At 66.6% G+C, this 24028-nt stretch carries 22 protein-coding genes; 7 read left to right on the top strand and 15 right to left on the bottom strand.

The genetic code is table 11. The features are described from left to right. Positions 1–51 precede the first annotated feature (51 nt). Positions 52–1038 (bottom strand): TRAP transporter substrate-binding protein, encoded by a 987-nt coding sequence (locus tag KDW55_RS24405; protein ID WP_038571600.1) that lies wholly within the window; start codon positions 1036–1038, stop codon positions 52–54. A 514-nt stretch (positions 1039–1552) separates the two neighbouring features. Between KDW55_RS24405 and KDW55_RS24410 the strand changes: the two genes are divergently transcribed. Beyond that, positions 1553–1747 carry a hypothetical protein gene (locus KDW55_RS24410; protein WP_038571598.1) on the top strand — a complete coding sequence of 65 codons (195 nt, stop codon included), beginning with the start codon at positions 1553–1555 and terminating at the stop codon, positions 1745–1747. A gap of 135 nt (positions 1748–1882) precedes the next feature. Here KDW55_RS24410 and KDW55_RS24415 read toward each other — a convergent pair whose 3' ends face one another. Next, entirely contained in the window at positions 1883–2563 is a 681-nt protein-coding gene (locus KDW55_RS24415; RefSeq protein WP_038571590.1) for a GntR family transcriptional regulator, read from the bottom strand. A 621-nt stretch (positions 2564–3184) separates the two neighbouring features. On the opposite strand from KDW55_RS24415, the gene KDW55_RS24420 reads away from it, so the two are divergent. After that, entirely contained in the window at positions 3185–4126 is a 942-nt protein-coding gene (locus tag KDW55_RS24420) for a dihydrodipicolinate synthase family protein (protein WP_038571588.1), read from the top strand. Between the two features lie 120 nt (positions 4127–4246). Here KDW55_RS24420 and KDW55_RS24425 read toward each other — a convergent pair whose 3' ends face one another. Continuing rightward, positions 4247–4498, bottom strand: coding sequence for a hypothetical protein (locus tag KDW55_RS24425; RefSeq protein ID WP_069242314.1), 252 nt, complete (start codon positions 4496–4498; stop codon positions 4247–4249). Positions 4499–4874: 376 nt separating this feature from the next. On the opposite strand from KDW55_RS24425, the gene KDW55_RS24430 reads away from it, so the two are divergent. Together KDW55_RS24430 and KDW55_RS24435 are read left to right on the top strand one after the other, a co-directional pair. Then, entirely contained in the window at positions 4875–5819 is a 945-nt protein-coding gene (locus KDW55_RS24430) for a LysR family transcriptional regulator (RefSeq protein WP_069242313.1), read from the top strand. A gap of 264 nt (positions 5820–6083) precedes the next feature. Further along, a complete protein-coding gene (locus KDW55_RS24435) occupies positions 6084–6992 on the top strand; it encodes a LysR substrate-binding domain-containing protein (protein WP_212161292.1) in 909 nt (302 codons plus the stop codon). Between the two features lie 247 nt (positions 6993–7239). On the opposite strand, the gene KDW55_RS24440 is transcribed toward KDW55_RS24435, so the two are convergent. The 5 genes from KDW55_RS24440 to KDW55_RS24460 all read right to left on the bottom strand — a co-directional run bounded on the left by KDW55_RS24440 (position 7240) and on the right by KDW55_RS24460 (position 13290). Further along, the gene (locus KDW55_RS24440) at positions 7240–8823 is read right to left on the bottom strand and encodes an aldehyde dehydrogenase (NADP(+)) (RefSeq protein WP_212149638.1); all 1584 of its coding nucleotides are present in this window, start codon (positions 8821–8823) and stop codon (positions 7240–7242) included. 600 nt (positions 8824–9423) lie between these two features. Beyond that, the gene (locus tag KDW55_RS24445) at positions 9424–9837 is read right to left on the bottom strand and encodes an SRPBCC family protein (RefSeq protein ID WP_212161293.1); all 414 of its coding nucleotides are present in this window, start codon (positions 9835–9837) and stop codon (positions 9424–9426) included. Positions 9838–9854: 17 nt separating this feature from the next. Continuing rightward, positions 9855–10874: an aldo/keto reductase gene (locus tag KDW55_RS24450; protein WP_069242311.1), complete on the bottom strand. Its 1020-nt coding sequence runs from the start codon at positions 10872–10874 to the stop codon at positions 9855–9857. Between the two features lie 446 nt (positions 10875–11320). Beyond that, a complete protein-coding gene (gene ampC, locus KDW55_RS24455; RefSeq protein WP_069242310.1) occupies positions 11321–12490 on the bottom strand; it encodes a class C beta-lactamase in 1170 nt (389 codons plus the stop codon). Positions 12491–12858: 368 nt separating this feature from the next. Then, positions 12859–13290, bottom strand: coding sequence for a hypothetical protein (locus KDW55_RS24460; RefSeq protein ID WP_038571554.1), 432 nt, complete (start codon positions 13288–13290; stop codon positions 12859–12861). A gap of 313 nt (positions 13291–13603) precedes the next feature. Here KDW55_RS24460 and KDW55_RS24465 point away from each other — a divergent pair, with 313 nt between their 5' ends. After that, positions 13604–13843: a hypothetical protein gene (locus tag KDW55_RS24465; protein WP_052110921.1), complete on the top strand. Its 240-nt coding sequence runs from the start codon at positions 13604–13606 to the stop codon at positions 13841–13843. A 190-nt stretch (positions 13844–14033) separates the two neighbouring features. Here the strand turns inward: KDW55_RS24465 and KDW55_RS24470 are convergent, their stop codons facing one another. The 7 genes from KDW55_RS24470 to KDW55_RS24500 all read right to left on the bottom strand — a co-directional run bounded on the left by KDW55_RS24470 (position 14034) and on the right by KDW55_RS24500 (position 22450). After that, a complete protein-coding gene (locus KDW55_RS24470; protein WP_212161294.1) occupies positions 14034–15221 on the bottom strand; it encodes a YncE family protein in 1188 nt (395 codons plus the stop codon). A gap of 345 nt (positions 15222–15566) precedes the next feature. Continuing rightward, the gene (locus tag KDW55_RS24475) at positions 15567–16814 is read right to left on the bottom strand and encodes an MFS transporter (protein ID WP_212161338.1); all 1248 of its coding nucleotides are present in this window, start codon (positions 16812–16814) and stop codon (positions 15567–15569) included. 257 nt (positions 16815–17071) lie between these two features. Beyond that, positions 17072–17401, bottom strand: a complete 330-nt coding sequence (locus KDW55_RS24480; protein WP_038571545.1) for an H-NS histone family protein — start codon at positions 17399–17401, stop codon at positions 17072–17074. Between the two features lie 763 nt (positions 17402–18164). Continuing rightward, entirely contained in the window at positions 18165–19109 is a 945-nt protein-coding gene (locus KDW55_RS24485) for an SDR family oxidoreductase (RefSeq protein ID WP_069242308.1), read from the bottom strand. 161 nt (positions 19110–19270) lie between these two features. Further along, complete coding sequence (locus tag KDW55_RS24490) at positions 19271–19684, bottom strand: DoxX family protein (RefSeq protein WP_038571540.1); 414 nt, start codon at positions 19682–19684, stop codon at positions 19271–19273. A 331-nt stretch (positions 19685–20015) separates the two neighbouring features. Continuing rightward, entirely contained in the window at positions 20016–21095 is a 1080-nt protein-coding gene (locus tag KDW55_RS24495; protein ID WP_209825877.1) for a lysozyme inhibitor LprI family protein, read from the bottom strand. 437 nt (positions 21096–21532) lie between these two features. Further along, positions 21533–22450 (bottom strand): LysR family transcriptional regulator, encoded by a 918-nt coding sequence (locus KDW55_RS24500; RefSeq protein ID WP_038572322.1) that lies wholly within the window; start codon positions 22448–22450, stop codon positions 21533–21535. Positions 22451–22577: 127 nt separating this feature from the next. Between KDW55_RS24500 and KDW55_RS24505 the strand changes: the two genes are divergently transcribed. Both KDW55_RS24505 and wrbA read left to right on the top strand, forming a co-directional pair. Next, positions 22578–23303, top strand: a complete 726-nt coding sequence (locus KDW55_RS24505; protein WP_038571534.1) for a pirin family protein — start codon at positions 22578–22580, stop codon at positions 23301–23303. Between the two features lie 62 nt (positions 23304–23365). Then, on the top strand, positions 23366–23968 hold the full coding sequence (gene wrbA, locus KDW55_RS24510) for an NAD(P)H:quinone oxidoreductase (RefSeq protein WP_038571532.1): 603 nt from the start codon (positions 23366–23368) through the stop codon (positions 23966–23968). The last annotated feature ends 60 nt before the right edge of the window (positions 23969–24028 follow it).

Consider the following 24028-nt stretch of genomic DNA (forward strand, 5'->3'; position numbering starts at 1 on the left):
CCGCGTCCGGCGAGCCGACGGCCGCGGCGCCAGTCACGGAAGTGCGTCGTGTCACTTGGTCGCCTCGATCTCGTCGACGATCTGCTTCATCTGCGGCGTCTTTTCGTACTTCGCCCACAGCGGCTGCATCGCCTTTACGAACGCCGCGCGATCGATCTGCGCGGCAGGCAGGATCTTCGCACCGCCCTTCGTCACCGTCTGCTGCGCGGAGGCCTCGCGCGCGGTCCACAGCTTCTGGTAGTACGGCACCGAATCGGCCGCCGCCTTCCTGATCGCCGCCTGCTCCTGCGGTGACAGCGTGTCCCAGATCTTCTTCGAGAACACCAGCACTTCCGGCGTCATCGCGTGCTGCGTTTCAGAGTAGTCGGGCGCCACCTCGAAGTGCTTGGTCTCCTCGTACGACGGCAGATTGTTTTCCGCTGCATCGACGAGGCCCGTCTTCAGGCCGGTGTACACCTCGGCGAACGGCATCGGCGTCGGCGTGCCGCCCATCGCCCTGATCTCGTCGACCATCAGGTCGGACGGTTGCACGCGCACCTTCAACCCTTTCATGTCGGCCGGCGTGCGTACCGGGCGCTTCGCATAGATCGAGCGCGCGCCGCTCTCGTAGAACGTCAGCGCGATCATTCCCTTCGCCGCGAACGCGTCGAGAATCTTCTGGCCGGCCGGACCGTACATCGCCTTGCGGAAGTGATCGATGTCGCGGAACAGGAACGGGAACGAAGGGATCAGCGACTCGGGCACGATCTCGTTGAACGATGCGCCATTCACGCGCGCCATGTCGATCGCACCAATCCGCACCTGGTCGACCGTGTCCTTTTCGGAGCCGAGCGCGCTGTTGCCGAACACCTTGATCGAATCCTTGCCGCCCGTGAGCTTCGACAGTTCGTCGCCCATGTACTTGACCGCCATGTTGGTCGGAAAGCTGTCGCCGTGCACATCCGCCGAGCGGAACACGCGGGCGTGCGCGGACACCGCGAAGCCGGCCATCAGCGCGACGGCCAATGCGGTGCGGGAGCGAGTGAATCGGTGCTTCATCGTCAGTCTCCTTGCTGGTTGCTCGTTATGTCATCGCGGGTCCGGGGGCTTGCGCGTGGGCCCAAGCGCGACGTTCGCCGAACCGCAGTCATACGTTGTATGACGTGTTGACCGGAATGTACGTCGGTTAATCGTTTAACTCACTTGGTGCATACCCTATAAGCCTTCTCGTTGTGCGTTTTCGTCATGGTGCCGGGCAATGAGGTTCGATATTCGGCCGCAGTGCGGAGAAACGTTTTCCGGAAATGAGCGATCATGCGAGCTGGCTCCGTAGTAAGGGTTGACGCGCAGCTGGTGGTGCTCTCATTCCATCCTGCTTGTTATCTGACGACTGACCACAACATCGCTGCGAAGCGCCCCGCTACACGCCTTCATCCGCTCAATGCAAGCCCAGGCTGCGGATGCGCGTCGCCCTCCATCCATCCGCATCCGGCGCATGGCCGGCCGCGCACCGCCACGACGGGCACGAACAATGCGCGCGCCGTGACAGCCGAAACGCTCATGGAGGCAAGCGATGCAAACGAGCAAACCGCAAGACGGACAGCGTGAGGATTCGCCATTGAACCCGGGCGACGACGGGCCGCCTGATGCGCCCGGCGTCGGCGAAGACGTATGCGGCGTGTGCCGCGGTACCGGAATGGTGGAAGGACAGCCGTGTACCGTGTGCGGCGGCACGGGGAAGGTGTTGCAGGGAATCGGCGGCGGCTAGGCGCGAGCCGCAACGTAGGTACGCGATTCGACGCGCTGCAATCGAACACGTTGCCGGTGCAACGCAGGCGATTTCAATTCGGGGCTGGACGCCGCCGTCACGCGGCAGCCAAGGTGGTTCGAGACGCGCCCCCGCTCAGCGGCCCACGCGCCGGTCCCGCAGAAACGCGTTCAGTTCGTTGCCCGCGTGTTCGATATGCCGCTTGAGCAACGATGCAGCCGCGCGCGCATCGCCCTTGCGGCACAGCGCGACCAGTTCGGCATGTTCGGATTCGGCCACGTCGCGCGCGGCTTCCGACAGCGACAGCTGCACGCGCGTGTAGCGGTCGGTCTGCTGCAGCAGCGATGCGACGATCGCCGCCGTCTTCGGTTGTTCGGCGCGGGACAGCAGCAGATGATGCAGTTCCGTATTCAGTTCGCCCCAGCGCCCCGACTGGCTCGCATGCAGCACTGCGCTGTATTCGTCGAGAATCGCGTCGAGCCGCGCGAAATCGTCGGCGGTCAGCTTCGGGATGGATTTTTTCAGCAGCACGGGTTCGAGCAACGCGCGCAGCTCGAACAACTCGGTGATGTCCTCCGGCGACAACTCCGACACGATCGCGCCCTTGTGCGGCAGAATTTTTACGAGCCCTTCGCTCTCCAGCTGCACGAGCGCTTCGCGCAACGGAATCCGGCTGATGCCGAGTTCAGTCGCGAGCGCATCCTGGCGAAGCTGGAAGCCGTCGACATACTCGCCCGTCAGGATGCGGCGGCGCAATTCGTTCGCTGCGGCCTCGGCGCGCGTGGCGTAGACAAGAGCTGGGCGTTTCTCGTTCATGTAGCGGTGTGGGCGGGGAAAGGCGGTAAGGCTGACGCCGGCGCGGCGGCGGCGATTGCATATTTTCTACGATATTAGCAGAGGGACTGCGGCCCAGCGCGGTGGGCGCAGCGTCTGGTCGCCCGGCCTTGAGGCAACCGAAGGCGCGCGCCGGGACCCGCATGGGCCGCACGCCGTACCCGCGTACCGCCGTCGATTCGACGCTCGCGTTCCACGGCGCGCACGACAAGGCCACCATCGCGGGTGGCTTCCATGCGTGCGAACGCGCTTCCGTCGTCCGCGTCACGCGTTCGTGCGCGCCGTCGCGTCGCCTGACGCGACGCGCCGGACATCTCGCTCGGAGGCCGCGACGCGGCCGCCCGGCGCCCTTCCGGGCGCCCGAAACCCGACCCGTCGTCACGCCCTTTTTATTTTATATTGTATAAAATATGCGGACTGGCTAGAATGCGCTTGTCGATTGGCTGACTCTCGGGCGGAACCGGAGGCAACGTTTCGGCACCGAGGCAAACAGCAGGCGGCCGGCCGCCGTCCGAATCGCATGAGGCGGACCAAGACGGCGAGCGCGCATGCGGCCCACGCTGCCGGCAATGGCAGCTGACCCTATCTGAATGAGGAAACGAGATGAGCGACAACATTTTTACCGGCACCATTCCGGCCCTGATGACGCCGTGCACCGCCGACCGTCAGCCGGATTTCGACGCGCTGGTGAAGAAGGGCAAGGAGCTGGTGGCACTCGGCATGCGCGCGGTGGTGTATTGCGGCTCGATGGGCGACTGGCCGCTGCTGACCGAAGCGCAACGTCAGGAAGGCGTCGCGCGCCTCGTCGAAGCCGGCGTGCCGACGATCGTCGGCACGGGCGCGGTCAACTCGAAGGAGGCCGTGTCGCACGCCGCGCATGCGGCGAAGGTCGGCGCGCACGGGCTGATGGTGATCCCGCGCGTGCTGTCGCGTGGCGCATCGCCGGCTGCGCAGAAGGCACACTTCTCCGCGATCCTGAACGCGGCGCCGAACCTGCCGGCCGTGATCTACAACAGCCCGTACTACGGCTTCGCGACCCGCGCCGATCTGTTCTTCGAACTGCGCCGTCAGCACCCGAACCTGATCGGCTTCAAGGAATTCGGCGGTGCGGCCGACATGCGCTACGCGGCCGAGAACATCACGTCGCAGGACGACAGCGTCACGCTGATGGCCGGCGTCGACACGCAAGTGTTTCATGGCTTCGTGAACTGCGGCGCGGCCGGCGCGATTACCGGCATCGGCAACGCGCTGCCGCGTGAAGTGCTGCAACTGGTCGACCTGTGCAAGAAGGCCGCGCAAGGCGACGCGGTGGCGCGCGTGCGTGCGAAGGAACTGGAAGCGGCGCTGGCCGTGCTGTCGTCGTTCGACGAAGGCTGCGATCTGGTGCTGTTCTACAAGCACTTGATGGTGCTGAACGGCGACAAGGAATACACGCTGCACTTCAACGAAACCGACGTGCTGAGCGACGCACAGCGCAATTACGCGGAAGCGCAGTACACGCTGTTCCGCAACTGGTACGCGAACTGGTCCAAGACGATCGCGTAAGCGCGCGCGACGATGCGGCCAAAACGGCCGCATACCCGGACCGAAAGCCACGGATCGTTCCGTGGCTTTTTCTTTGGCGCGGGCGACGCGATCGCGAGCGCGTCGAAGCAGCCTCCCGCGCTACTTCGCTGCCCCGTTGCGCGACTCGATCCCGGCGATCTTCGCGAGCAGCGCATGGCAGAGCTTCGTCAGATGACATGGCATGCCGGGAATCGTCAGCAACGCGTCGATCCGCTCGCGCCAGTAGCTCGGACGGCTCACACGCATCGCATACGGCATCGCCGCCCTGCCGGCTTGCGCGTCGCGTTCCAGCAGCGCGACCATTTTCCCGATGTGAGACAGCTCGCGCTCCACATAGTCTCTCGTCAGCATGTGACGCCCCCGTGATACGGCACCGGCCTGTTGTCATCGGCGTCGCCGCATGGGCTTTTCGCTCGACGCGTGGTATCCGTTTCCGATCACGGTACGCGCGTCATGTGTCAGAAAATCACGTGCGCACTCGACGGTTCTCGTTCATATCGTCCGATCAATGTCGTGTCAGCGCGACCGGTTGGCGAACGCTGTTCCCGATTTGCGCCCCGCTGGAGCGTCGAGCCGGTCGCCCAAATGAATCGACGGCGCGAATCATCCATCGCGACGCGTTCGGCGCGGATTCGCCGCGCACGCGCGAGTCCGCGCCGCATGAGTCATCCGGGTCGCCGCCAGCCCGAACACGGCTATAATCGCCGCTTTCGGTTTGGTCGTTGCCATGAAGCCGCTGGCCGTTCCCTCTCTCGCGAACATCGCGTCGCGTCTTCGCCTGAAGCAGTTGAAGCTGCTGATCGCGCTGGAAAACCACGGTTCGCTGCACAAGGCCGCCGAAGAAATCGCGATCTCGCAACCCGGTGCGACCAAGGTGCTGCGCGAGATCGAGGACATCCTGGGCATGCCGCTGTTCGAGCGGCAACCGAAGGGGCTCGTCGCGAACGACCTCGGCCGCTGCGTCACGCGCTACGCGCGCCTCATCTACAGCGACCTCGAACACCTGCATACCGAAGTGCTCGCAATCACGCAGGGACATGGCGGTCACCTCGCCGTCGGCGTGATCATGGGCGCGGTGCCGCTGCTCACGCGCGCACTGACCGACCTGCGCAGACGCCAGCCGCACCTGTCGGTCGAGATCGTCGAAGGCACGAGCGCGAGCCTGCTCGCGCTGATCGACGAGGGCCGCATCGATCTCGCGATCTGCCGCAACGGCAACGGCCGGCGGCCCGAAGCCTACGACTGCGTGCCGCTCCAATCCGAGCCGCTTGCGGTCGTGACCGCGCGCACGCATGCGCTCGCCGGGCGCGACACGCTGACGCTGCGCGATCTCGCCGATGTCGAGTGGGTTGCCTATCCGGTCAACACGCCGATGCGGCTCGCACTGGAACGCGCGCTCGCCGATGCCGGCATCGACGTGCCGCGCTATCCGATCGAAACGGCGTCGACGTTCGCGACGCTGACACTCCTGCAGGAAAACCCGGAACTCGTCGCGGTGATTCCGCGCGAAGTCGCGGAATTTGGCGAACGGTTCGGTCTCGTCGCGTGCCTGCCGGTCGCGATCCCGACGCTCGACGAGCCGTTCGGCGTGGTGGCCCGCGCGTTCGCGCACCTGACGCCTGGCGCGCGCATGCTCGTCGAGACGCTGCAGAGCCCGCGGCTCGCTACCTGACCGGCGAGAATGCCACCGGACGCGGCAGTTTCGCCCTCACGTTCGCCCGCATCGTGAACGCCTTCGACGCGAGTTGCTCGGGCGAGTCCGCGATCGAGCATGACGATGGGTTCGCTCGTGCGCGGGTGTGCCGGTATCGGAAGCGTTCGTTTCGCGTCCAGGCGCGCCGCAGGCATCGCGGTTCCGTCCCGTGCACGCCGGCCGGTTGAAGTCGACGCCCCGCGCGGACATAATTAGGCATACTTGAGTATTCAAAGGTCTTACATGCTCGACATCCGCCAGCTTCAATACTTCATCGCAGTCGCGGAAGAGGAACACGTCGGGCGCGCTGCGGAACGCCTGCATATCTCGCAGTCGCCGCTCAGCAGGCAAATCGCGCAGCTCGAGGACAAGCTTGGCCTGACGCTGTTCGAACGCAGCCAGCAACGCATTCGCCTGACGCGCGACGGCCGCACGTTCCTCAGCGAAGCACAGGCGTTCCTGCGCCACGCGAACCGGCTCGAATCGCTCGCGCGCCGGCTCGGCCGTGGCGACGAAGGCGGACTCTGCATCGGCTACGTCGAAACGGCCACGCACTCGGGCGTGCTGCCGCGTGCGCTGAAGGCGCTGCGTGCGGACCGCCCGGCCGTCCACATCGCGCTGTACAACTACACGTCCTCCGCACAGCTCGAAGGATTGCGCGAGCGCAGCCTCGACATCGCGCTCGTCACCGAGCCGCCCGCGCCCGACGATCCCGAGCTCGAATCGATGCGCGTGCTGAACGATCCGATGTTGCTCGCGCTTCCCGAAGAACATCCGCTCGCGAAGAAGAAGTCGCTCACGGCCGACGATCTCGCCACGCAACCCTGGATCGGCGTCGCGCAACAGGAAAGCGCGCCGCGCCACGGCGCGTTCGTCGCCGCGTGCGCGAAGGCCGGCTTCTCGCCGGACATCTCCGTCGAGGCGAGCGAGCCGCTCGCGGCGCTCGGCCTCGTCGCCGCCGGGCTCGGCCTGACGATGATCCAGCAGAGTCTGCGTCAGCAGGTGCCGGGAGGCGTCGTGGTGCGCGAGTTGCCGTGGTTCAGTTATCGCACGCCGTTATGGGCGGCCTGGCACAAGGTCAATCTGCGGCCGCTGGTCGGGGTGTTTCGCGAAATTCTGACGGGCGGGGAAGCGGTCGCAACGGTCGAATGAGGCAGTTCGCGTCGCGCAGCGGGGACGTTGCGTCGACCACGGCAGGCGCCGCCTGCGGCACACGGTGCAGCGCGCCGTGTCGCCGTGGTCCCCGCACGAAAGCACGCTCGCCGAACCGGCGTGATCGACGATTGACGGACGACGCGCGCGCTCGCGGCAGACGCGGCTGAAATCGATCGGCCGGCATCGATGCGCACGCAACGACATGCACATGCGCATTCGCCGATGCCGGCATCCCCTACCTGCGTTACTCCGCGAGGGTCACTTTCCCGTCGAGCAGCCGGTTGATCGCCAGCGGATTCGACGCTTTCAGCGCATCGGGCAGCAGCGCATCCGGCATGTCCTGGTAGCACACCGGCCGCAGGAAGCGGCGGATTGCGAGCGTGCCGACCGACGTCGAGCGCCCGTCCGCGGTGGACGGATACGGGCCGCCGTGCACCATCGCATGCGCGACCTCGACGCCGGTGCCGAAACCGTTGACGAGCACGCGGCCCGCGCGCCGCTCCAGCGCCGGCAGGAACGCACGCGCTGCGGCGTAATCGGCTTCATCGATATGAAGCGCCGCCGTCAACTGCCCTTCCAGCGACTCGATCAGTTCGAGCATCGTGTTCAGATCCGGACACCGGACGATCAGCGATGCGGCGCCGAACACTTCCTCGTGCAGCGCCTTCGCTTTGCGGAACGCGTCCGCGCTCGTCGAGAACAATGCGCCGTGCCCCTGGTTCGCGGCGGTCGGCGCATGCGTGCGTGCGACCGTGCGCACCTCCGGATGCTGTGCGAATGCGTCCACCGACCGCTCGAACGCGCGGTGAATGCCCGGCGTGAGCATCGTCGCAGCAGGCGCGTGCGCGAGCCGTTCCGCGGCGGCGGCGGTAAAGCGCTCGAGCGCCGGGCCGTCCACCGCGAAGATCAACCCGGGATTCGTGCAGAACTGGCCGGCGCCGAGCGTCAGCGACTGCACGAACTGCTGCGCGATCGCATCGCCGCGTGCGGCGAGCGCGTTCGGAAACAGCAGCACCGGATTGATGCTGCTCATCTCCGCGTACACCGGAATCGGCTCGGGGCGTGCATTCGCGATCGCGACCAGTGCGGTGCCCGCGTGGCGCGAACCGGTGAAACCGACCGCCTTGATGCGCGGATCACGCACCAGCCCCTGGCCGATCTCGAGGCCGCTGTCGAACAGCAGCGAGAACGTGCCTTCCGGCATCCCGCACGTGTTCACCGCCTGCTGCACGGCCGACCCGACGAGTTCCGACGTGCCCGGATGCGCGGGATGCGCCTTCACGATCACCGGGCAGCCGGCCGCGAGTGCGGACGCCGTATCGCCGCCCGCCACCGAAAACGCGAGCGGAAAGTTGCTCGCGCCGAACACCGCGACGGGCCCGACGCCGATGTGACGCAGGCGCAGATCCGGACGCGGCGCCGGCTGGCGCGCCGGTTGCGCAGGATCGATGCGCGCTTCGACGTAGTCGCCGGCGCGCACCACGTCGGCGAACATTCGCAGCTGGCCAACCGTGCGGCCGCGCTCGCCCTCGATGCGGGCGCGCGGCAGACCGGTTTCGGCAACACAGCGCTCGACCAGTTCGTCGCCGAGCGCGACGATGTTTGACGCAATCGTGTCGAGGAACGCCGCGCGCGCTTCCGGCTTCGTTTCGCGATACGTGTCGAACGCGGCCCATGCGAGCGCGCATGCTTCGTCGAGATCGGCGACGCTTGCGCCGCCGAACGCGGGTTCCATGCGTTCGCCGCTGGCTGCGTCGATCGCGTATATGTCGCCGTTCGTGCCGCGCCGCGCGCGCTGGCCGATCAGCAGGTTGCCTGCGATAGTCATTTCCGTCGTGTCCTCTGTAGGTGAATCGATGCAAACGCCATCGAATGACGGGTTCGCTTATGCGTTGTGTTGACTTGTATCGGGCTGGCGTCGCGCAACGCGGCTCACTGCATGTTGCCGTCGGACCGCGCCGTCCGATCGAAACGTGCGCGGCTACGCGCCGCGCCCTGACAAGATGCACAGCGCTGTTCGGACAGGCCGCATGCCCGTCACCGGAAAACCCGCGCAATCGGCCAGCATACGGAGTCATCGGCCGCACGACAATTGAAAGGAAGTGATACCGGTATAACCGTTCGTTATCGCCCGCTTGCCGGAGGCCGCTGTGCGCGGCTCTTGCGGTGACGCGTCACCCCATCGAGTGGAACGGGACGCGTGCATCGCCGTCGGTTTGCCGGTTTGCCGGTTTGCCGGCGCTCCCGTGCTCCGGTGCGGCCGACCGATGCCTCCGTGCTTCCGTCGGATAATCGCCGCACGCACGGCAATGTCGGGTCCGGTGCGCGTCGCGCACGGACCCCATAACGAAACACGAAGTCCGCAGATGCCGACACAGCCGCCGCCACTGGCTGACTGCGCGCGCGACTTCATCACGCGATCACGCACTCACGCCGCAAACCGCTTCGCCAGTTCGGCGAGACCGTCTTCGTAGATGCCGCGAAAGAGCTTGATCGCGTCGTCATCGGACGCGCCGTTCGGCGTAAACGTGCCCGACCACTCGACCGTCGACGCATTCGGGCCGTTTTCGCGCACGCGCAACGTGGAGCGATAGTTCGCGACCGGGAACGGCGCCGCGAGGATCGCGTACGTATAGCTGCGATCGGCATCGTCGAACGCAACCAGCCGCTCGACGATCGCGTCGCCGTCAGGGTTCACGAGACTGCGTACGCGGCCGCCTTCGCTGAGCTCGCTCGCCGGAATGTACGACAGCCAGTCGGGCAACGATCCGAAACCGCCGATCAATTTCCAGACCGTGTTGGCCGAAGCCGGAAGCTCGATGCTTGCCCTTGCATTTGCCACGTCATCACCTTCGACGATCAGCGATCGATCGGCAGCGGTGCGTTCGCCGCGACGAGCCCCTGTTCGCGCATGTCGCGCCAAAAGTCGGCTGGAATCACGGCGTTCAGCGCCGCGTGGTCTTCCGCAATCCGCTCCGGACGGCTTGCGCCGGGAATCACCGCTGCGGTCGCCGGATGCGCCATCGAGAACTGCAGCGCGGCTGCCTTGACCGGCACGTCGTGGCGCGCGGCGATCGTCTTGATCCGGTCGACCTTCGCAAGGATATCCGGCGACGCCTTCTGGTATTCGAAGTGCGTACCGCCTGCGAGCACGCCCGAACTGTACGGGCCGCCGACGACGATCCCGACGCCCTGCGCGGCCGCCGCCGGCATCACGCGCTGCAACGCGCGCTCGTGATCGAGCAGCGTGTAGCGGCCGGCCAGCAGCATGCCGTCCGGTTGCGGCTCGGCGAGATCGAGCACCAGCTCGATCGGTTCGACACGGTTCACGCCGAGACCCCACGCGCCGATCACCCGTTCGTCGCGCAGCTTGCTCAACACACGGAACGCGCCCTTGCGCGCGACCTCGAATTGCGCGAGCCATTCGTCGCCGTAGAAGTCCTGCGCGATGTCGTGCACCCACACGATGTCGAGGCGATCGGTGCGCAGCCGCTTCAGGCTGTCTTCGATCGACCGCAGCGTCGCGTCGGCCGAGTAGTCGTTGACGATGCGGTTGGGCCGGCCGTGTTCGAACAGGCCGCCCTTCTCGCCGAGATCGCGCGCCGATACGTCTTCGACTTCGTCGAGGATCACCCGGCCGACCTTCGTGCTCAGCACGTATTCGTCACGCGAATGGTGCGCGAGTGCATCGCCCAGCCGCATTTCGGCAAGACCGGCGCCGTAGAACGGCGCGGAATCGAAATAGCGGATGCCCTGCTGCCATGCGGCCTCGACGGTGGCCGCCGCTTCCGCATCGGGGATGTTGCGGAACATGTTGCCGAGCGGTGCGGTACCGAAGCCAAGGATCTTTTCTGCGGGCAGCTTGCCTTTGAGACTCATGATTTTCTCCAGCGAGTAACGGAAAACGAGCTCAGTCTAGGCATGCGGGTTAAGTCTGTCCAAGACGGAATTCGACACAGTTGAGTCCTTTCCGGTCTAATCGATGAAGTGAGCCGCCCATCTGCGACCGCGTGCGCGGGGACAGTTCAAGCGGCATGCGCGTCCGGCAACGCCGCCGATGAAATCGGGGCGTCGCTTCGTGATCGCGGACCAACAACGATTTCGCGAAGGAGGTGTTTTCCGCGGCATCAAAATATTGAATTCGTTGCACACACAACTATGTGAGTGTGGTCGCGATTCATTCAACCGGACAAGAGCCTCGGGGGAAAGCGCTCGGTAGTGCGACGCCCACCGCCTCGATCCGGACTCGACGGGGATATGGATCGCACTGCGCCAATGCGCGGGCCGCAGATGAAACGATTCCGCATCATCGGCCGCACCGCACGTTACGGGTTGCCGCCCAGCGACTCGACTATCCGGTACGCGGTTTTCACACGATCCTCGATCGGGAAGCTGCGGTTCGCGAGCATTACGATCGCGAGCCGCTTCGCGGGAACGAACGCGACATAAGTGCTGAAGCCGTTGGTCGAACCGGTCTTGTTGATCCACGTATCCGGTCGCGGCGCAAGCGGCGGCTTCAGTGCGGTCGCGGGTGTCGCATCGAACAGCATCGTCGGCGCGTTGCCTTCGAGCAGCGTCGCGAGCGCGACCGGATACGGATACTGTTCCCAGATCAGATCCTGCGTGAGCGGGCCCGCACGGAAATAGCCGGTATGTGTGCGCTCCACCGCGCGCTGCAGTCGCGGCGCGGTTTCCACGAGTCCCATGTTCGCCTGCACGAAGCGCAGCAGGTCGGCCGCCGTCGTCCTGACGCCGTAGGCCGGCTGCCACAGCATGCCGCCCGCCATCCGGATCGGCTTGCCGTCCTTCGTATAGCCCTGTGCATAGTCGGCCTCGCGCGCCGGCGGCACGTTGATGTACGTGTGCGTCATCCCGAGTGCGGGAAACAGACGCTGCTCCATCAGCGCCGCGAAATCGCGGTTCATCGCCTTCGCAGTGAGTTCGCCGAGCATTCCGATCGCGACGTTCGAATACGTACGGCGCGTGCCCGGCGCGTACGCAGGCCGCCACGCCTGCAGATAATCCAGGAGCGCGCCGTCGTCGTGGATGCTGTCCGGCACCTGCAGCGGCATTCCGCCCGGCGTGTGCGTGCCGAGCTCGAGCAGCGTCACGCGGCCGAACGGCGTGCGCGTCAGCGCGGGCAGATACTTGCCGGCCGGATCCGACAGCGACAGGTCGCCGCTCTCCTGCGCGTCCGACGCGAGCGTCGCGGTCAGCGTCTTGCTGACGGAACCGATTTCGAACAGCGTGTCGCCGGTCACGGGTTTGCCGGTTTGCGTCGACATCACGCCGTAGTCGAACACGTAAGGCTTGCCGTCGGCGACGACGCCGATCGCCATGCCGGGAATCGCGAACTGCTTCATCAGCGGCGCGACGTGGCGGGTCACGGCGGCATGTATGTCGTCCTGCGTGGCGGCGGTCGCGCGGCCGGTCGGCGCGGCGGCGCACGCGGCGACGAACAGGATCGCGGCGAATCGTGTCGCGTTGAATCGCATGAGTACGGTTCCTTCGATTTTCCGGAATGGTTGTGTGGACAACAGATCGGGCCGCACCACGTAGAGGATGCAGCAGCGGCCCGCCGAAGCAGGACTATCCACCAACGGCCGGCCGCCAACAATCGACGATATGTTGCGCGTGCCGAAAGAAAATCTTATGCGGCGCAGGAGCCGGTCATGCGAATGTCAGCGCGGCAACCGGTCGAGAAACCCGCGCATCGCTGCGTCGATGCGCGCTGCCGCGGGAAGTGGCTGACGCCCTGCGTGGCCGTCAGTCAGCGTCGCGCCCGGAATTGCGCGCGCTTGCGAACGTCATGTGCGCGACGCGGCGCGCCAGCGGGCGCTGCGCCGCGTCGCTGCGATGCGGGTCAGGCCTGCGTTGACACCAGCCCGCCGGACGTGGAGCCGCCCGACTTCTGGATCGCCTGCGCGAGCTGCGCGATCGCGCTCGACAGCGCGGCGGAGATCGTGCCGGCTTCGGCGCTGAGCGTCTGCTGTTCGACCGCTGCGGCCGGGTCGCTCTTCGCGCGCTGCGCGGCGGCCGCCATCTGCTGCTCCACTTGCGCGAGCTGTTTCTGCAAGCGCTCGATCAGCTGCTTCAGCTGCGCGACCGCGGGATCCTCGCCCGACGATCCCGCCGCCCCCGGCGTCTGGCCCGCGGCATCGGCAGGCGCTGCGCCGCCCGTCGGCGACGAGGCGGCCGACGACGCCGTCGGCGTCCCACCGGCGGCGGACGGGCTGGCGGTCGCGTTGCCGGTGGCGAGCGGGGTCTGCGCGGCGGAAGAAAGATCGATCTGCATCGTGTCGGTCCGTAATGAGTGTGCGACTCGAGTCGGTTGAACGGAATTACCTTGCAACCGGTTTACGGCATTCGTCATATCGAACTTTAATGGGCGTGCGTACCGTCTCGGCACGACGCGCGTACATGCCGGTGTGCGTGCCGCCAGCCCGCTGCGCCGCCGAATTTCCGACGGGGCCAGAATGAGTCGCAGAAGGCGCTGGTAATATTGCGAGTTGGCCTGCGATGGCACGCCATCGGTTGCGTTCCGGCCGCTTCAGGCAACGCCGCGCGGCTCCCCGCACTCGCGCACGCCCGGTCGGACGCGACATGCGATGCCGTCCGTCGCAGTCGCGGTGCAAGCGTCGCGCACGCACCGTCATCGCGACGCGCCCGCTTCGCGCGCACTACCCTTCATTACGCATTTCGAGGAATTCACGATGGCCCGCATCGGCGCCTTCTGCCTGACCACGTGGCTCGCGGCCGCGATTCTTTACTTCGGCCAGCATTCGGTCGCGATGATTGCGCTGAGCGGCGTGGTCGTGTTCGGCGGATTCGACCTGCTGCGTCCGTAACGACCGCGCGTACGTGGCGAGTCAGCCGCCCGCCGCGCGGAAACATCGCATCACCCCGCGACGCACCGGTTCGTTGCCGCCGCCGGCGCGCCGGCCCGCTCATCGATTTGCCGTCGCGCGCGCACGAGCGCGACACTGCTCGCGGCGGCCTCGTGCCGCCTCAGTCGCTGCGGCCAGCGGGCGCCGCACATTACCGCGGCGACGTCCGCAACGACGACGGGCCGCCCGTCAGCGCGATGCGCTTGCCCGTATCGCGCAGCTTGCCCCCTTCCACCGCATACAGCGCGAGTTGCCGCTCGACGTTGAACTGTACGAGCACGTGCCGGCTGTCGGCGGTAAACACGATCCCCTGCGCGGCTTCGCCGCCCGGTACTTCGCTCGTCTGCACCGCGCGCCCGTTGCGGATCTCGAACAGCACGACCTTGCCGAGCTTGTGACGGCCCGGGTTGTCCGGCGTCAGGTTTGATCCGTCCATTGCCTGCACGGCGATCCATTTGCCGTCCGGCGAGATCGCGACGCCTTCCGGCAGCGACGGAACCGTCAGGTACTGGACCGTGCGAAACGGCGTGCGCGATACGTCGATCAGCGCGACCGAGTCCGCATCGCCGGCGAGTGTGCCTGCATAGCCCGGCAGCCCCGCGAGCCCGACATTGCTGACGACGGCCCAGTGATTGTCGCTCGACACGTCGATCGTGTACGGCGCAACGCCCGTGCTGAGCCGCGTGCCGCTGTCGGTCACGTTGCCGTCGTCGACGTTCAGCACCGCGACGCCCTGCTCGTCGCGCAGCGACACCAGCGCGTGCGTGCCGTCGTGCGTGAAGCTGATTCCGGCAAGCCGCTTCTTGCCGATCTTCAGGCTGCCGTCGAGCGTCACATGCGTGCCGTCGATCCGCAGGATCGACACGCTGCCGTCGACGTTCGCGACCAGCGCAAGCCGGCCCGAGCGGTCGATCGCAATTCCCTGCGGGTGCGTGCCGAGCTCGATGCGCGCGATCGACGCCGGCGACGCATCGAGGTTGACGACCTGCACGAACGTGTCGAATACGAGCTGCTTCGCGGCCTGGTCGTAGCGCGTCGGCGCGCCGACCAGCGCGAGCTTCGCATCGGGCGCGATCGCGACCGCCTGCGGCGGCCCCTGAATGCCGTTCTCGACATCGACCTGACGCGCGACCTTCGGCGGAAACACGCTCGCATCGAGCAGCGTCAGCGTATCGGACGGCGGCGATGCGAGAAAGGTGTCGCGCCCTTCGACGCGCTGGTATTTGCCGTCGTTGCCGGATACGATCCAGTCGGCCGCGTGCGCGGCAACGCCAGTGGCGGCGATCGTCAGCGCGGCGAGCAGGCGGGCGCGACGAAGGCGGGAGGGATTCGAATGCATGTCGGTCGGTTCTCCGGATCGGCTGCGGACGCAAGGATTCGCACGACCCTGCTGCTCGACGGGTCGCTGCAATCGCATGATGCATGAAAGCGCGTAGAAGCGCCGCCGCATGCCACCGCTGGGGCCGCGTGCGAATCGATGCCGACACCGTCGAGCGTGCCGGGATCCCGCCGCCTGTTTCCGCGCGGGCTCGCGTCGAAAATTCGACGCGGCAGCCAACGTGCGCGGCCCGCCGGCTCATGACTGCCAGCACGCGCTCCCGGCGCGGAGATTCCTGTGCGATGCTGCGGCCGGCCGGCGGTTACGCGCAGGCAGCATCCCGTACCATGCAACGGCGGCCCGACATCACTCGAGTTCGACGCCCTTGAGCTCGGGAATCAGGAACAGCGTCGCGACCATGTCGAGCACATAGAGGCCGGCGAGCAGCGCAATCGCCGTCTGGAACGAGTAGTGCGCTGCCAGCGCGCCGACCGCAACCGGCCCGAATCCGCCTGCCGCGCGGCCGATATTCCACAGCACGTTCTGCGCGGTCGCGCGCGCGGCCGTCGGATAGCCTTCGGACATCAGCGTCCCGTAGCCGCCCACCATCCCGTTGACGAACATCCCCATCAGCGCGCCGGCCCACAGCATCGCCGTCGGGTCCGACAGCCGCGCATATGCGACGACCGTCACGACCGAGCCGAGCTGGTACAGCAGGAACGTCGGCTTGCGGCCGATGCGATCGGCGAGCTGCCCGAACACCCACACGCCGATCATCATCCCGATCACGGTGGCCGCGGTCCACAGTCCCGACTTCGTCAGCGAGAAGCCCATCTGTTTCGACAGGAACGTCGGCAGCCAGATCATGATCCCGTAGTAGCCGAAGTTCTGGACCGAGCAAAGGATCGCGATGCCGACGCTCGTGCGCGCGGTACGCGGGTCGGCGACGAGCATCCGGAACGCGTTGGCGCGCGGTTGCGTCGCGCGCTGCTGGAATACTTCGGGCTCGTGCAGCCGGTTGCGCAACACCCACGCGAGCAGCGCAGGCAGCACGCCGACCGCGAACATCCCGCGCCAGCCGATATGAAGCAGCAGCAGCGGCGTCAGCAACGCGGCCAGCAGCACGCCCGCCTGCCAGCCGAGCGCGACGTAGCACGACACGCGTGCGCGCTTGCTCGCCGGCCACGCTTCGGCCGCGAGCGCCATGCCGATCCCGAACTCGCCGCCGAGGCCGATGCCCGCGATCGTCCGGTACACGAGCAGATCATGGAAGCCCTGCGCGAACGCGCACAGGCCGGTGAAAACCGCGAACAGCATGATCGTCCAGGTCAGCACGCGCACGCGGCCATGGCGATCGCTGAGTGCGCCGAACAGGATGCCGCCCGCGACGGCGCCGATCAGCGTCCACGTGACGAGCGCGCCGCCCTGCCCGGGCGTCAGCTGCAGCGCGGCCGTGATCGCCGGCAGCATGAAGCCGAGGATCAGCAGGTCGAAGCCGTCCATTGCATAGCCGAGCGCCGAGCCCGCCAGCGCCTTCCACGCGTACTGCCCGGCCTGCTCCGCGCGCGGCGGCGCCGGGTCGCCAAGCGCCGGAGATTTCATGTTTGCTGCCATGATGCCCTGCAGGAATTGTCCGGGCGACATTCTACGGCCTGTTCCCGCGCATCACGGGCCCGCAAACGAGCGCAGGCGGAAAGCGCCGCGCGCCTGCGCAGACGAATACGTACGCCGCACGGTAATGAATTCGAAAGAACTTGAAGCCGGCGATCCCCCAATCAGGCAGCACACCGGGAGAACGAAGCGAACGAAGCGGGCGCTGCGTGACAGCCGCCGCGGGCGAACGGCACCGGCCGGTGCCGTCGCGATATCTGTCAGCCCTGATCGTCTCCGGGCCACCACGTCTTCGCCGCACGTTCGACGAGCAGCGAATCGAGATCCTTGCCTTCGAGCCATTTGGGCCGGGGGCCGCGGCCCGACCATGAACGGCCGGTCGTTGGATCGTAATACTTGGCAGGCGCCTTGCGTTTTCGCTGGACGATGTAGCCGAGGGCGCTCAGCACTTCCTGCTGCGAGATACCCAACAGTTCGACTTGTTCCTTGAATGCCGCGAGCGCGGCCTGCTTTTCCTTCTGCTTGGCTTCCGACAGCTTGATGTTCAGGTCCCGAAGTTGTGCTTCGAGTTCCTGCAGAGCCTGAGTCATGTATTCATCCTCTTTGGGCATGTTTTTATTCAGAAAACGTCCGATGGCCGAACCTATCACGAAGTTCCGCCAATCTGTGTTGCGATACGTGAATGGTTTTACGGGCCCGCAAGACTTTCGCAGTATGCCGAAGGCAAGCAACCGTCGAAAGCCGCTTGGCACCGCCACGCAACACGGCGCGGGGCCGCGTCCGGATCCGCGACGGACCGCCGGCGGCGACCTCCTCGCCGCCGGCCGCCGCGCACATGACACATGGCGCGGCATGGCGCGAATGATAGCAGTGCGCATCGGTCGTGTTCGGACATTTGCGCGTCGGCGCGCTTGGGCATGCTCAGGTCCGCGCGCGGCATTCGGCGCGCTGCATCCACATTGCGTCCGGCCGGATGTGCGCGTAAATGCGGGTGTGCGGCGCGGTTCTGCGACGTCGGTCGACGGCGGATGCAGTCGATCCGCATGGCCTTCAGGACATCGAACCCGTCACGCGCCCGTTTCGGATAGCGACTGACGACCACGCGCGCCCGTTGCTGGCGCACATCGCGTCACGCACATCACGCGCGTGTTGAGCGGTTGCATCGCGAAGCCGTCGTCGATGGCAATTGCAGCACGCCGCACCTGCAACCGCCCCGGCTTCACGCGCGAGCACGCCGTCGCCCGAGCACGCGAGATTGTCCGCATAGCGCATGCAGGCCGCGGCAAGGGGAACGCGCGCATGGCGAGCTGCATGCCAACCCGGAACGCGCAGTTCGCCGCCGCTGCCGCGCGATCACCGCAGCGGCGGCGCCTCGCGCAATACCGCTCGCAAGCCGGCATCGAACGGCGTCGCATGAGCGATTCCGAGCGCACGCACGCGCGCTGCATCGAGGTGGCAATCGTACGGGCGCGGCGTCGCATCGGCCGGCGTGTCGATCCGCGCGAGCGCTGCGTCGAGCCCAAGCGCGGCCGCGATGCGCTGCGCGATGTCGTACTTCGTCATCGGCTCCTCGCCTGACCAGTGATGGATGCCGGTGACGGGCGCGCCCGCGAGATGACGCAGCGTCAGATCGCGGATGACGTCGGCGACATCCGGCGTGTAAGTCGGATAGCGGATTGCCCACGCGTCCATGCGGGCCGGTTGCGCGCCCGGCTGCGCGGACGCGACGATCGCCGGCACGAGGCTCGTCACGGCGGACTCGTGCCAGTCCACGACCGGTCCGTACAACAGCGGCAAGCGCAGCACGCACGCCAGCGGCGACGCGGCCAGCAACGCCGCCTCGCCTTCGAGCTTCGTGCGGCCGTAGACGTTCAGCGGATTCGGCGTCGCATCTTCGCGATAGGGCGCCGCGTTGCCGTCGAACACGTAGTCGGTCGAAATGCCGAGCGTCCACGCGCCGTAGCGCGCGGCGAGCGCGCCGATGCGCGCGGGCGCATCGACGTTGATCGCGCGCGCGGCCGCGGGGTCGCGCTCGCAGACGTCGGGCCGGCGCTCGGCCGCGCAGACGATCACGGCCGCCGGCCGGTGCATGTCGAAGAGGTGTTCGAGCGCGGGCTGATCGAGCGCGTCGAGCCGGGCAATGTCGCGCGGCGGCAGCGTGAGGCTCCGTGCGCCGGCGGTGTCCGGGTTCCGGACGGTCGCGAGCAGCGTCAACGACGGTTCGCGCGACAGCGACGCGGCGACCGCACGGCCGAGAAGGCCGGACGCGCCGATGAGCAGGATGGTCGGATGCGACAAGGTAGCCAACGATGAAAGGGGAAGACGCCCCAATCTATACGAGAACGCGCGGCCGATGTCGAGTTCGGTCGCCCGTCGGCTTGCCTCCAATGCAGCAAGGCCCGGCGCGCGATCGGGCGCACCGGGCCTGCCGTACAGCGAACAACTTGTGCCGCGCTCGCTTACTTCCGGTCGAACGAGTAGCGTCCCGGCCCGCTGATCGCCAGCAACAGCAGCCCGCCGATGATGCTGATGTTCTTGTAGAAGTTGATCATCGCAAGATACTGATCCATGCCCTGCAGCGCCCAGTAGCGATGCCCGATCAACGCGGTCGCGAGCGTATAGACCGCGAATACCAGCGCGAGCGGACGCGTATAGAACCCGACAGCGATCAACGCGCCGCCGACCAGTTCGACCGCCACCGCGATCACCGCAGACAGCTCCGGCGACGGCGCACCCGTCGACGCCATGTACGCGACCGTGCCCGAGAAGCCGTTCAGCTTCTGCCAGCCGAACAGCACGAACAGGATCATCATCAGCACGCGAGCCGCCAGCAGCAGCTCGTCCTTCTTCGACTCCAGCGAAACGTAACGCATAGCAATCACCTTGGTTTGACGGTTTGACGCATTCGGTGCCGACGCCCGCCGCAACGGCGGACCTGCTCACGACAACGAACCCTCCTCGCCAGTTCGAACCGCGGACCGTTGGCCCGCTGCCGAAGAGTCCGTCCGATCGCGCCGGCTGGCGCCGCGGAGCGGTTCTGGCGAAGCACGGGTGCAGTCTACTGTCTCATCGCAAATCATCAATCCGTCAAAACAAGATTCGCTGTCTCTGTGCAGTGGACAATTGTCACGTAACAAACGCGTCACATACGGCCGGCTCGCGGCGCGGTGCCCCGCTGCGCGGGCCACATCACGCCACATCGGGTCACATCAGGTCGACTGGATACGTGCTGTCGAGCTTGTCGTGCCATGCGCGAATGGTCTTCGGCACGGTCTTCTTCCATGTCGGGACGTTCGTGTAGTAGCGCATCCGCACCTTGTCATGCTGGTCGAACACCAGCAGCCCGATCCACAGATCGGCGCCCCGACGCATGACGATCGCCGCATTCGTCGCCGCGATCCCGCGCACCCAGTACGCCTCCACGTCCGCGTTCAGTCCGTCGAGATCCTGCTCGGCCGCCCTGACATTGACCATGTCGACGAGTGTCTGATAGTCGGCGCCGAGGAGCTTGTGCGCGATTGCGTTCTGCCGCGCATCGGTCAGCACCTTCAGCGTGACGAGGTCTGCTGGCAAACTCGCCTGCATGTTCGCCGCCGTCACGTAGTCACCGGAATACAGGACGCCGGCGCCGGCGCCGCAATCGGCATCGCTGCCGTGCTGTACGACTTTCAAGCGTCCGCCGTTGCGGCTGAAGTCGAGCCGGCATTGGTCCTGGAGAAACGTGCCGCCGTCGCCGTGCAGTTCGATGTCGCCGGCGAGCCCGCCGGTGTTCGCACCGTTGTTGCCGCTTAGTTCGAAGTGCAGCCGCGGCGCCGTGCCGGTAAACGTCAGCACGCCGCCGAACGACGGGTTGTCGCTGTCGCGATACCACGTCTGCTGCCAGCGGTCGGCGGCAAGGGGCGCGCCGTTCAGGCTTGCGAGCCGCTCGCGATAACGGTCGCCGAGACACGGCGCGTCGCCGCCGCACCGGTCGCGCTGTTTGAGCCATTTCAGTTGCTCGGCCTTCAGCGCCGCCGTATCGCCGCCTTTCGCGATCGTCTTTTTCCACGCGCGTGCCAACTGATCGTCGAGCGACGACAGGCCGGCGTCCGCGCAGATCGTCTTTTCGGTGCGCGAAGCCGCTTTCGCACAGTCAAAACCGGTTGCATGCGCGGCGATCGGCGCGATCGTCAGTAATGCCAATATCCTCGCCGCCCACCCGCTCGCGCTGTGCCTCTGCGGGTCGCAACATGCCGCTCGCTTTCGCGCGCCGGTGCGAGCATTCGAACGATTCTTGATTGTCATTGGCCGTGACTCGTCGTGGATCGCAGTGAGTAGAAGCTACGTGCCCGATGCAGTTCGGCGTAAAAATGCCCGGCGTGACACGCAGCGCATGCGGTGCCGCCGCCGAAGCGTAACGCGAACCGACCGCACGATCCACACCGGTAACACGCGCCATGTCCTGGCGTGACCGGGCGCACGGTAACGGTGACGGCAAGTGACGCCCCAAGCGCCGCACGCGCGGCCGTCGCGTGAGCGCATGCGCCCATCACGCGTGGTCCGGCCACCGGATGAAGCGCAGCGCCCCGCAGTGTGGGCCACGCACGCCGCGCTACGCGCAGCGCTGCGCGTAGCGCGTTCTCCACGGCCACGCATTGGCCCCGCTTCGCGCGGGTGAACTTCGATTCGACACCGCCGCGCCGGAAACCGACGATGCTTTCACCGCACGTCCGGCGCTCCGGCTACCGCCGCCGCCCGGCGCCGCCGTCCGCCTGAGGCACGACGTCCGCGAGCCGCTGCGCCAGAAACGCGATGAACGTGCGCAGCGTGACGAACCCTTCCCGGTGCTGCGGAAACACCGCATTCAGCGTGAGCGGCGCCGGTGCGTACGCGTCGAGCACCGGCACCAGCGCGCCGCTGTCGAGCGCCGCGCCGACGATGAACTGCGGCAGCAGCGCGATGCCGAGCCCGGCGATCGCGGCGTCGCGCACGACTTCGCCGTTGTTCGCAACGAGCGGCCCCTGCACGTCGAACGTGCGCGCGACGCCGTCGATCCGGAATTCCCAGCCGACGCGCCGCTCGCGCCCGTACATCAGGCACGTGTGCGCGGCAAGGTCGGCCGGCGTCGCGGGCGTGCCCTGCCGCTTCAGATAAGCGGGGCTCGCGCACGCAATCATCTGCCACGCGCCGAGCGGTCGCGCGATCAGCGTCGAATCCTCGAGCGCGCCGATCCGCAGCACGAGATCGAAGCCCTCGCCGATCAGATCGACGCGCCGGTCGGTCAGGTCGAGGTTCAGCCGCACGGCCGGATGCGCGGACAGGAATTCGGCGATCAGCGGCGACACGTGCGTGATCCCGAACGACAGCGGCGCGCTGATCTTCAGCGACCCGTGCAGCTCGGTGCTGCGCACCGACATCGCCTGTTCGGCATCGGCGACCTCCGCGAGGATCCGCTGCGCGCGCGCATAGAACTCCTGCCCCGATTCCGTCACCGCGAGATTGCGCGTATTGCGATGGAGAAGCCGCACGCCGAGCGACGCCTCGAGCGCCATCGTGCGCCGGCTCACGAATTGCTTGGACAGCATCAGCTGATCGGCCGCAGCCGTGAAGCTGCCCGCGTCGACGGTCGCGACGAAGATCCTCAGGTCGTTGAGTTCCATATTGTCCACTCCATAGCGACAGTCATTATCTCTACGGCGATTTATTTGTCAAATAGATTGACCTAAGATTCATCTCAACGAACGGCCGGCCCCACTTCCGAGGGCCGGCGAGATCCAGGAAAAAATCATGATCGAGACTCGTGCAGCAAACCAGCGTGGCCGTGCTGAACATGGCTGGCTCAGTTCCCGTCACACGTTTTCTTTCGCGAATTACTACGATCCGAAGCAAGTGGGCTTCTCCGACCTGCTGGTGATCAACGACGACCGCGTCGCACCGGGCCGCGGCTTCGGCACGCACCCGCACCGCGACATGGAAATCCTGTCGTACGTGCTCGAGGGCGCGCTGGAACACAAGGATTCGATGGGCACCGGGTCGGTGATCGTGCCGGGCGACGTGCAACTGATGAGTGCGGGCACCGGCGTGCGGCACAGCGAGTTCAATCACTCTGCGGACACGCCCGTCCACTTCCTGCAGATCTGGGTTGGCCCTGCGGAGAAGGGTGCCGAGCCGCGCTATCAGCAGACGAACATCGCGGCAGCCGACAAGCGCGGCAAGCTCGCGCCGATCGTGTCGCCCGACGGCAACGGCGGCTCGCTGAAGATCCGGCAGGACACCCGGATCTACGCAGGCCTGTTCGACGGCGACGAGCGCGCCACGCTGGAGCTCGCACCTGACCGCTTCGCTTACGTGCACGTCGCACGCGGCAGCGTGACGGTCAACGGCGTGACGCTCGGCGAAGGCGACGGCGCGCGCATCCGCGGCGAACAGGCGCTCACGTTCGCGGACGGCAAGGATGCGGAAGTGCTGGTATTCGACCTGCGTCCGGTCGAAGTGACGGCCGAATGGGCATGACGCCCGCTCGGAACATCGGGCCCCGCTGAAGGCGGGGCCTTCCCTACTCGGAGATTCGCAACATGGCCAAGGTACTCGTTCTTTACTACTCGTCCTACGGGCACGTCGAAACGATGGCGCAGCACGTCGCGGAAGGCGCGAAATCGGTGCCCGGCGTCGAGGTCACGCTCAAACGCGTGCCGGAAACCATTCCCGTCGACCAGGCGAAGGCGATCGGCGTCAAGGTCGACCAGGCCGCGCCGGTTGCGACCGTCGACGAACTCGCAAACTACGATGCGATCATTTTCGGCACGCCGACCCGCTTCGGCAACATGGCCGGCCAGATGCGCACGTTCCTCGACCAGACCGGCGGCCTGTGGATGAAGGGCGCGCTCGTCGGCAAGATCGGCAGCGTGTTCGCGTCGACGGGCACGCAGCACGGCGGCCAGGAAACGACCATCACGTCGTTCCACACGACGCTGCTGCACCACGGGATGGTGATCGTCGGCGTGCCGTACGCGTGCAGCGGACTCGTCAACATGAACGAAATCACGGGCGGCACGCCGTATGGCGCGACCACGCTCGCGGGCGCGGACGGCAGCCGTCAGCCGAGCCCGAACGAACTCGACATCGCGCGCTACCAGGGCAAGCACGTCGCGGAACTCGCCGCGAAGCTCGCGTCGTAAAGCGATCGAATGCCGCGCGCGGGAAAACCTCGCGCCGCATCACATGGCGCCTGCGCGCCG

It is taken from the genome of Burkholderia sp. AU19243, assembly GCF_018148075.1.
Classification (GTDB): Bacteria; Pseudomonadota; Gammaproteobacteria; order Burkholderiales; family Burkholderiaceae; genus Burkholderia; species Burkholderia latens_A.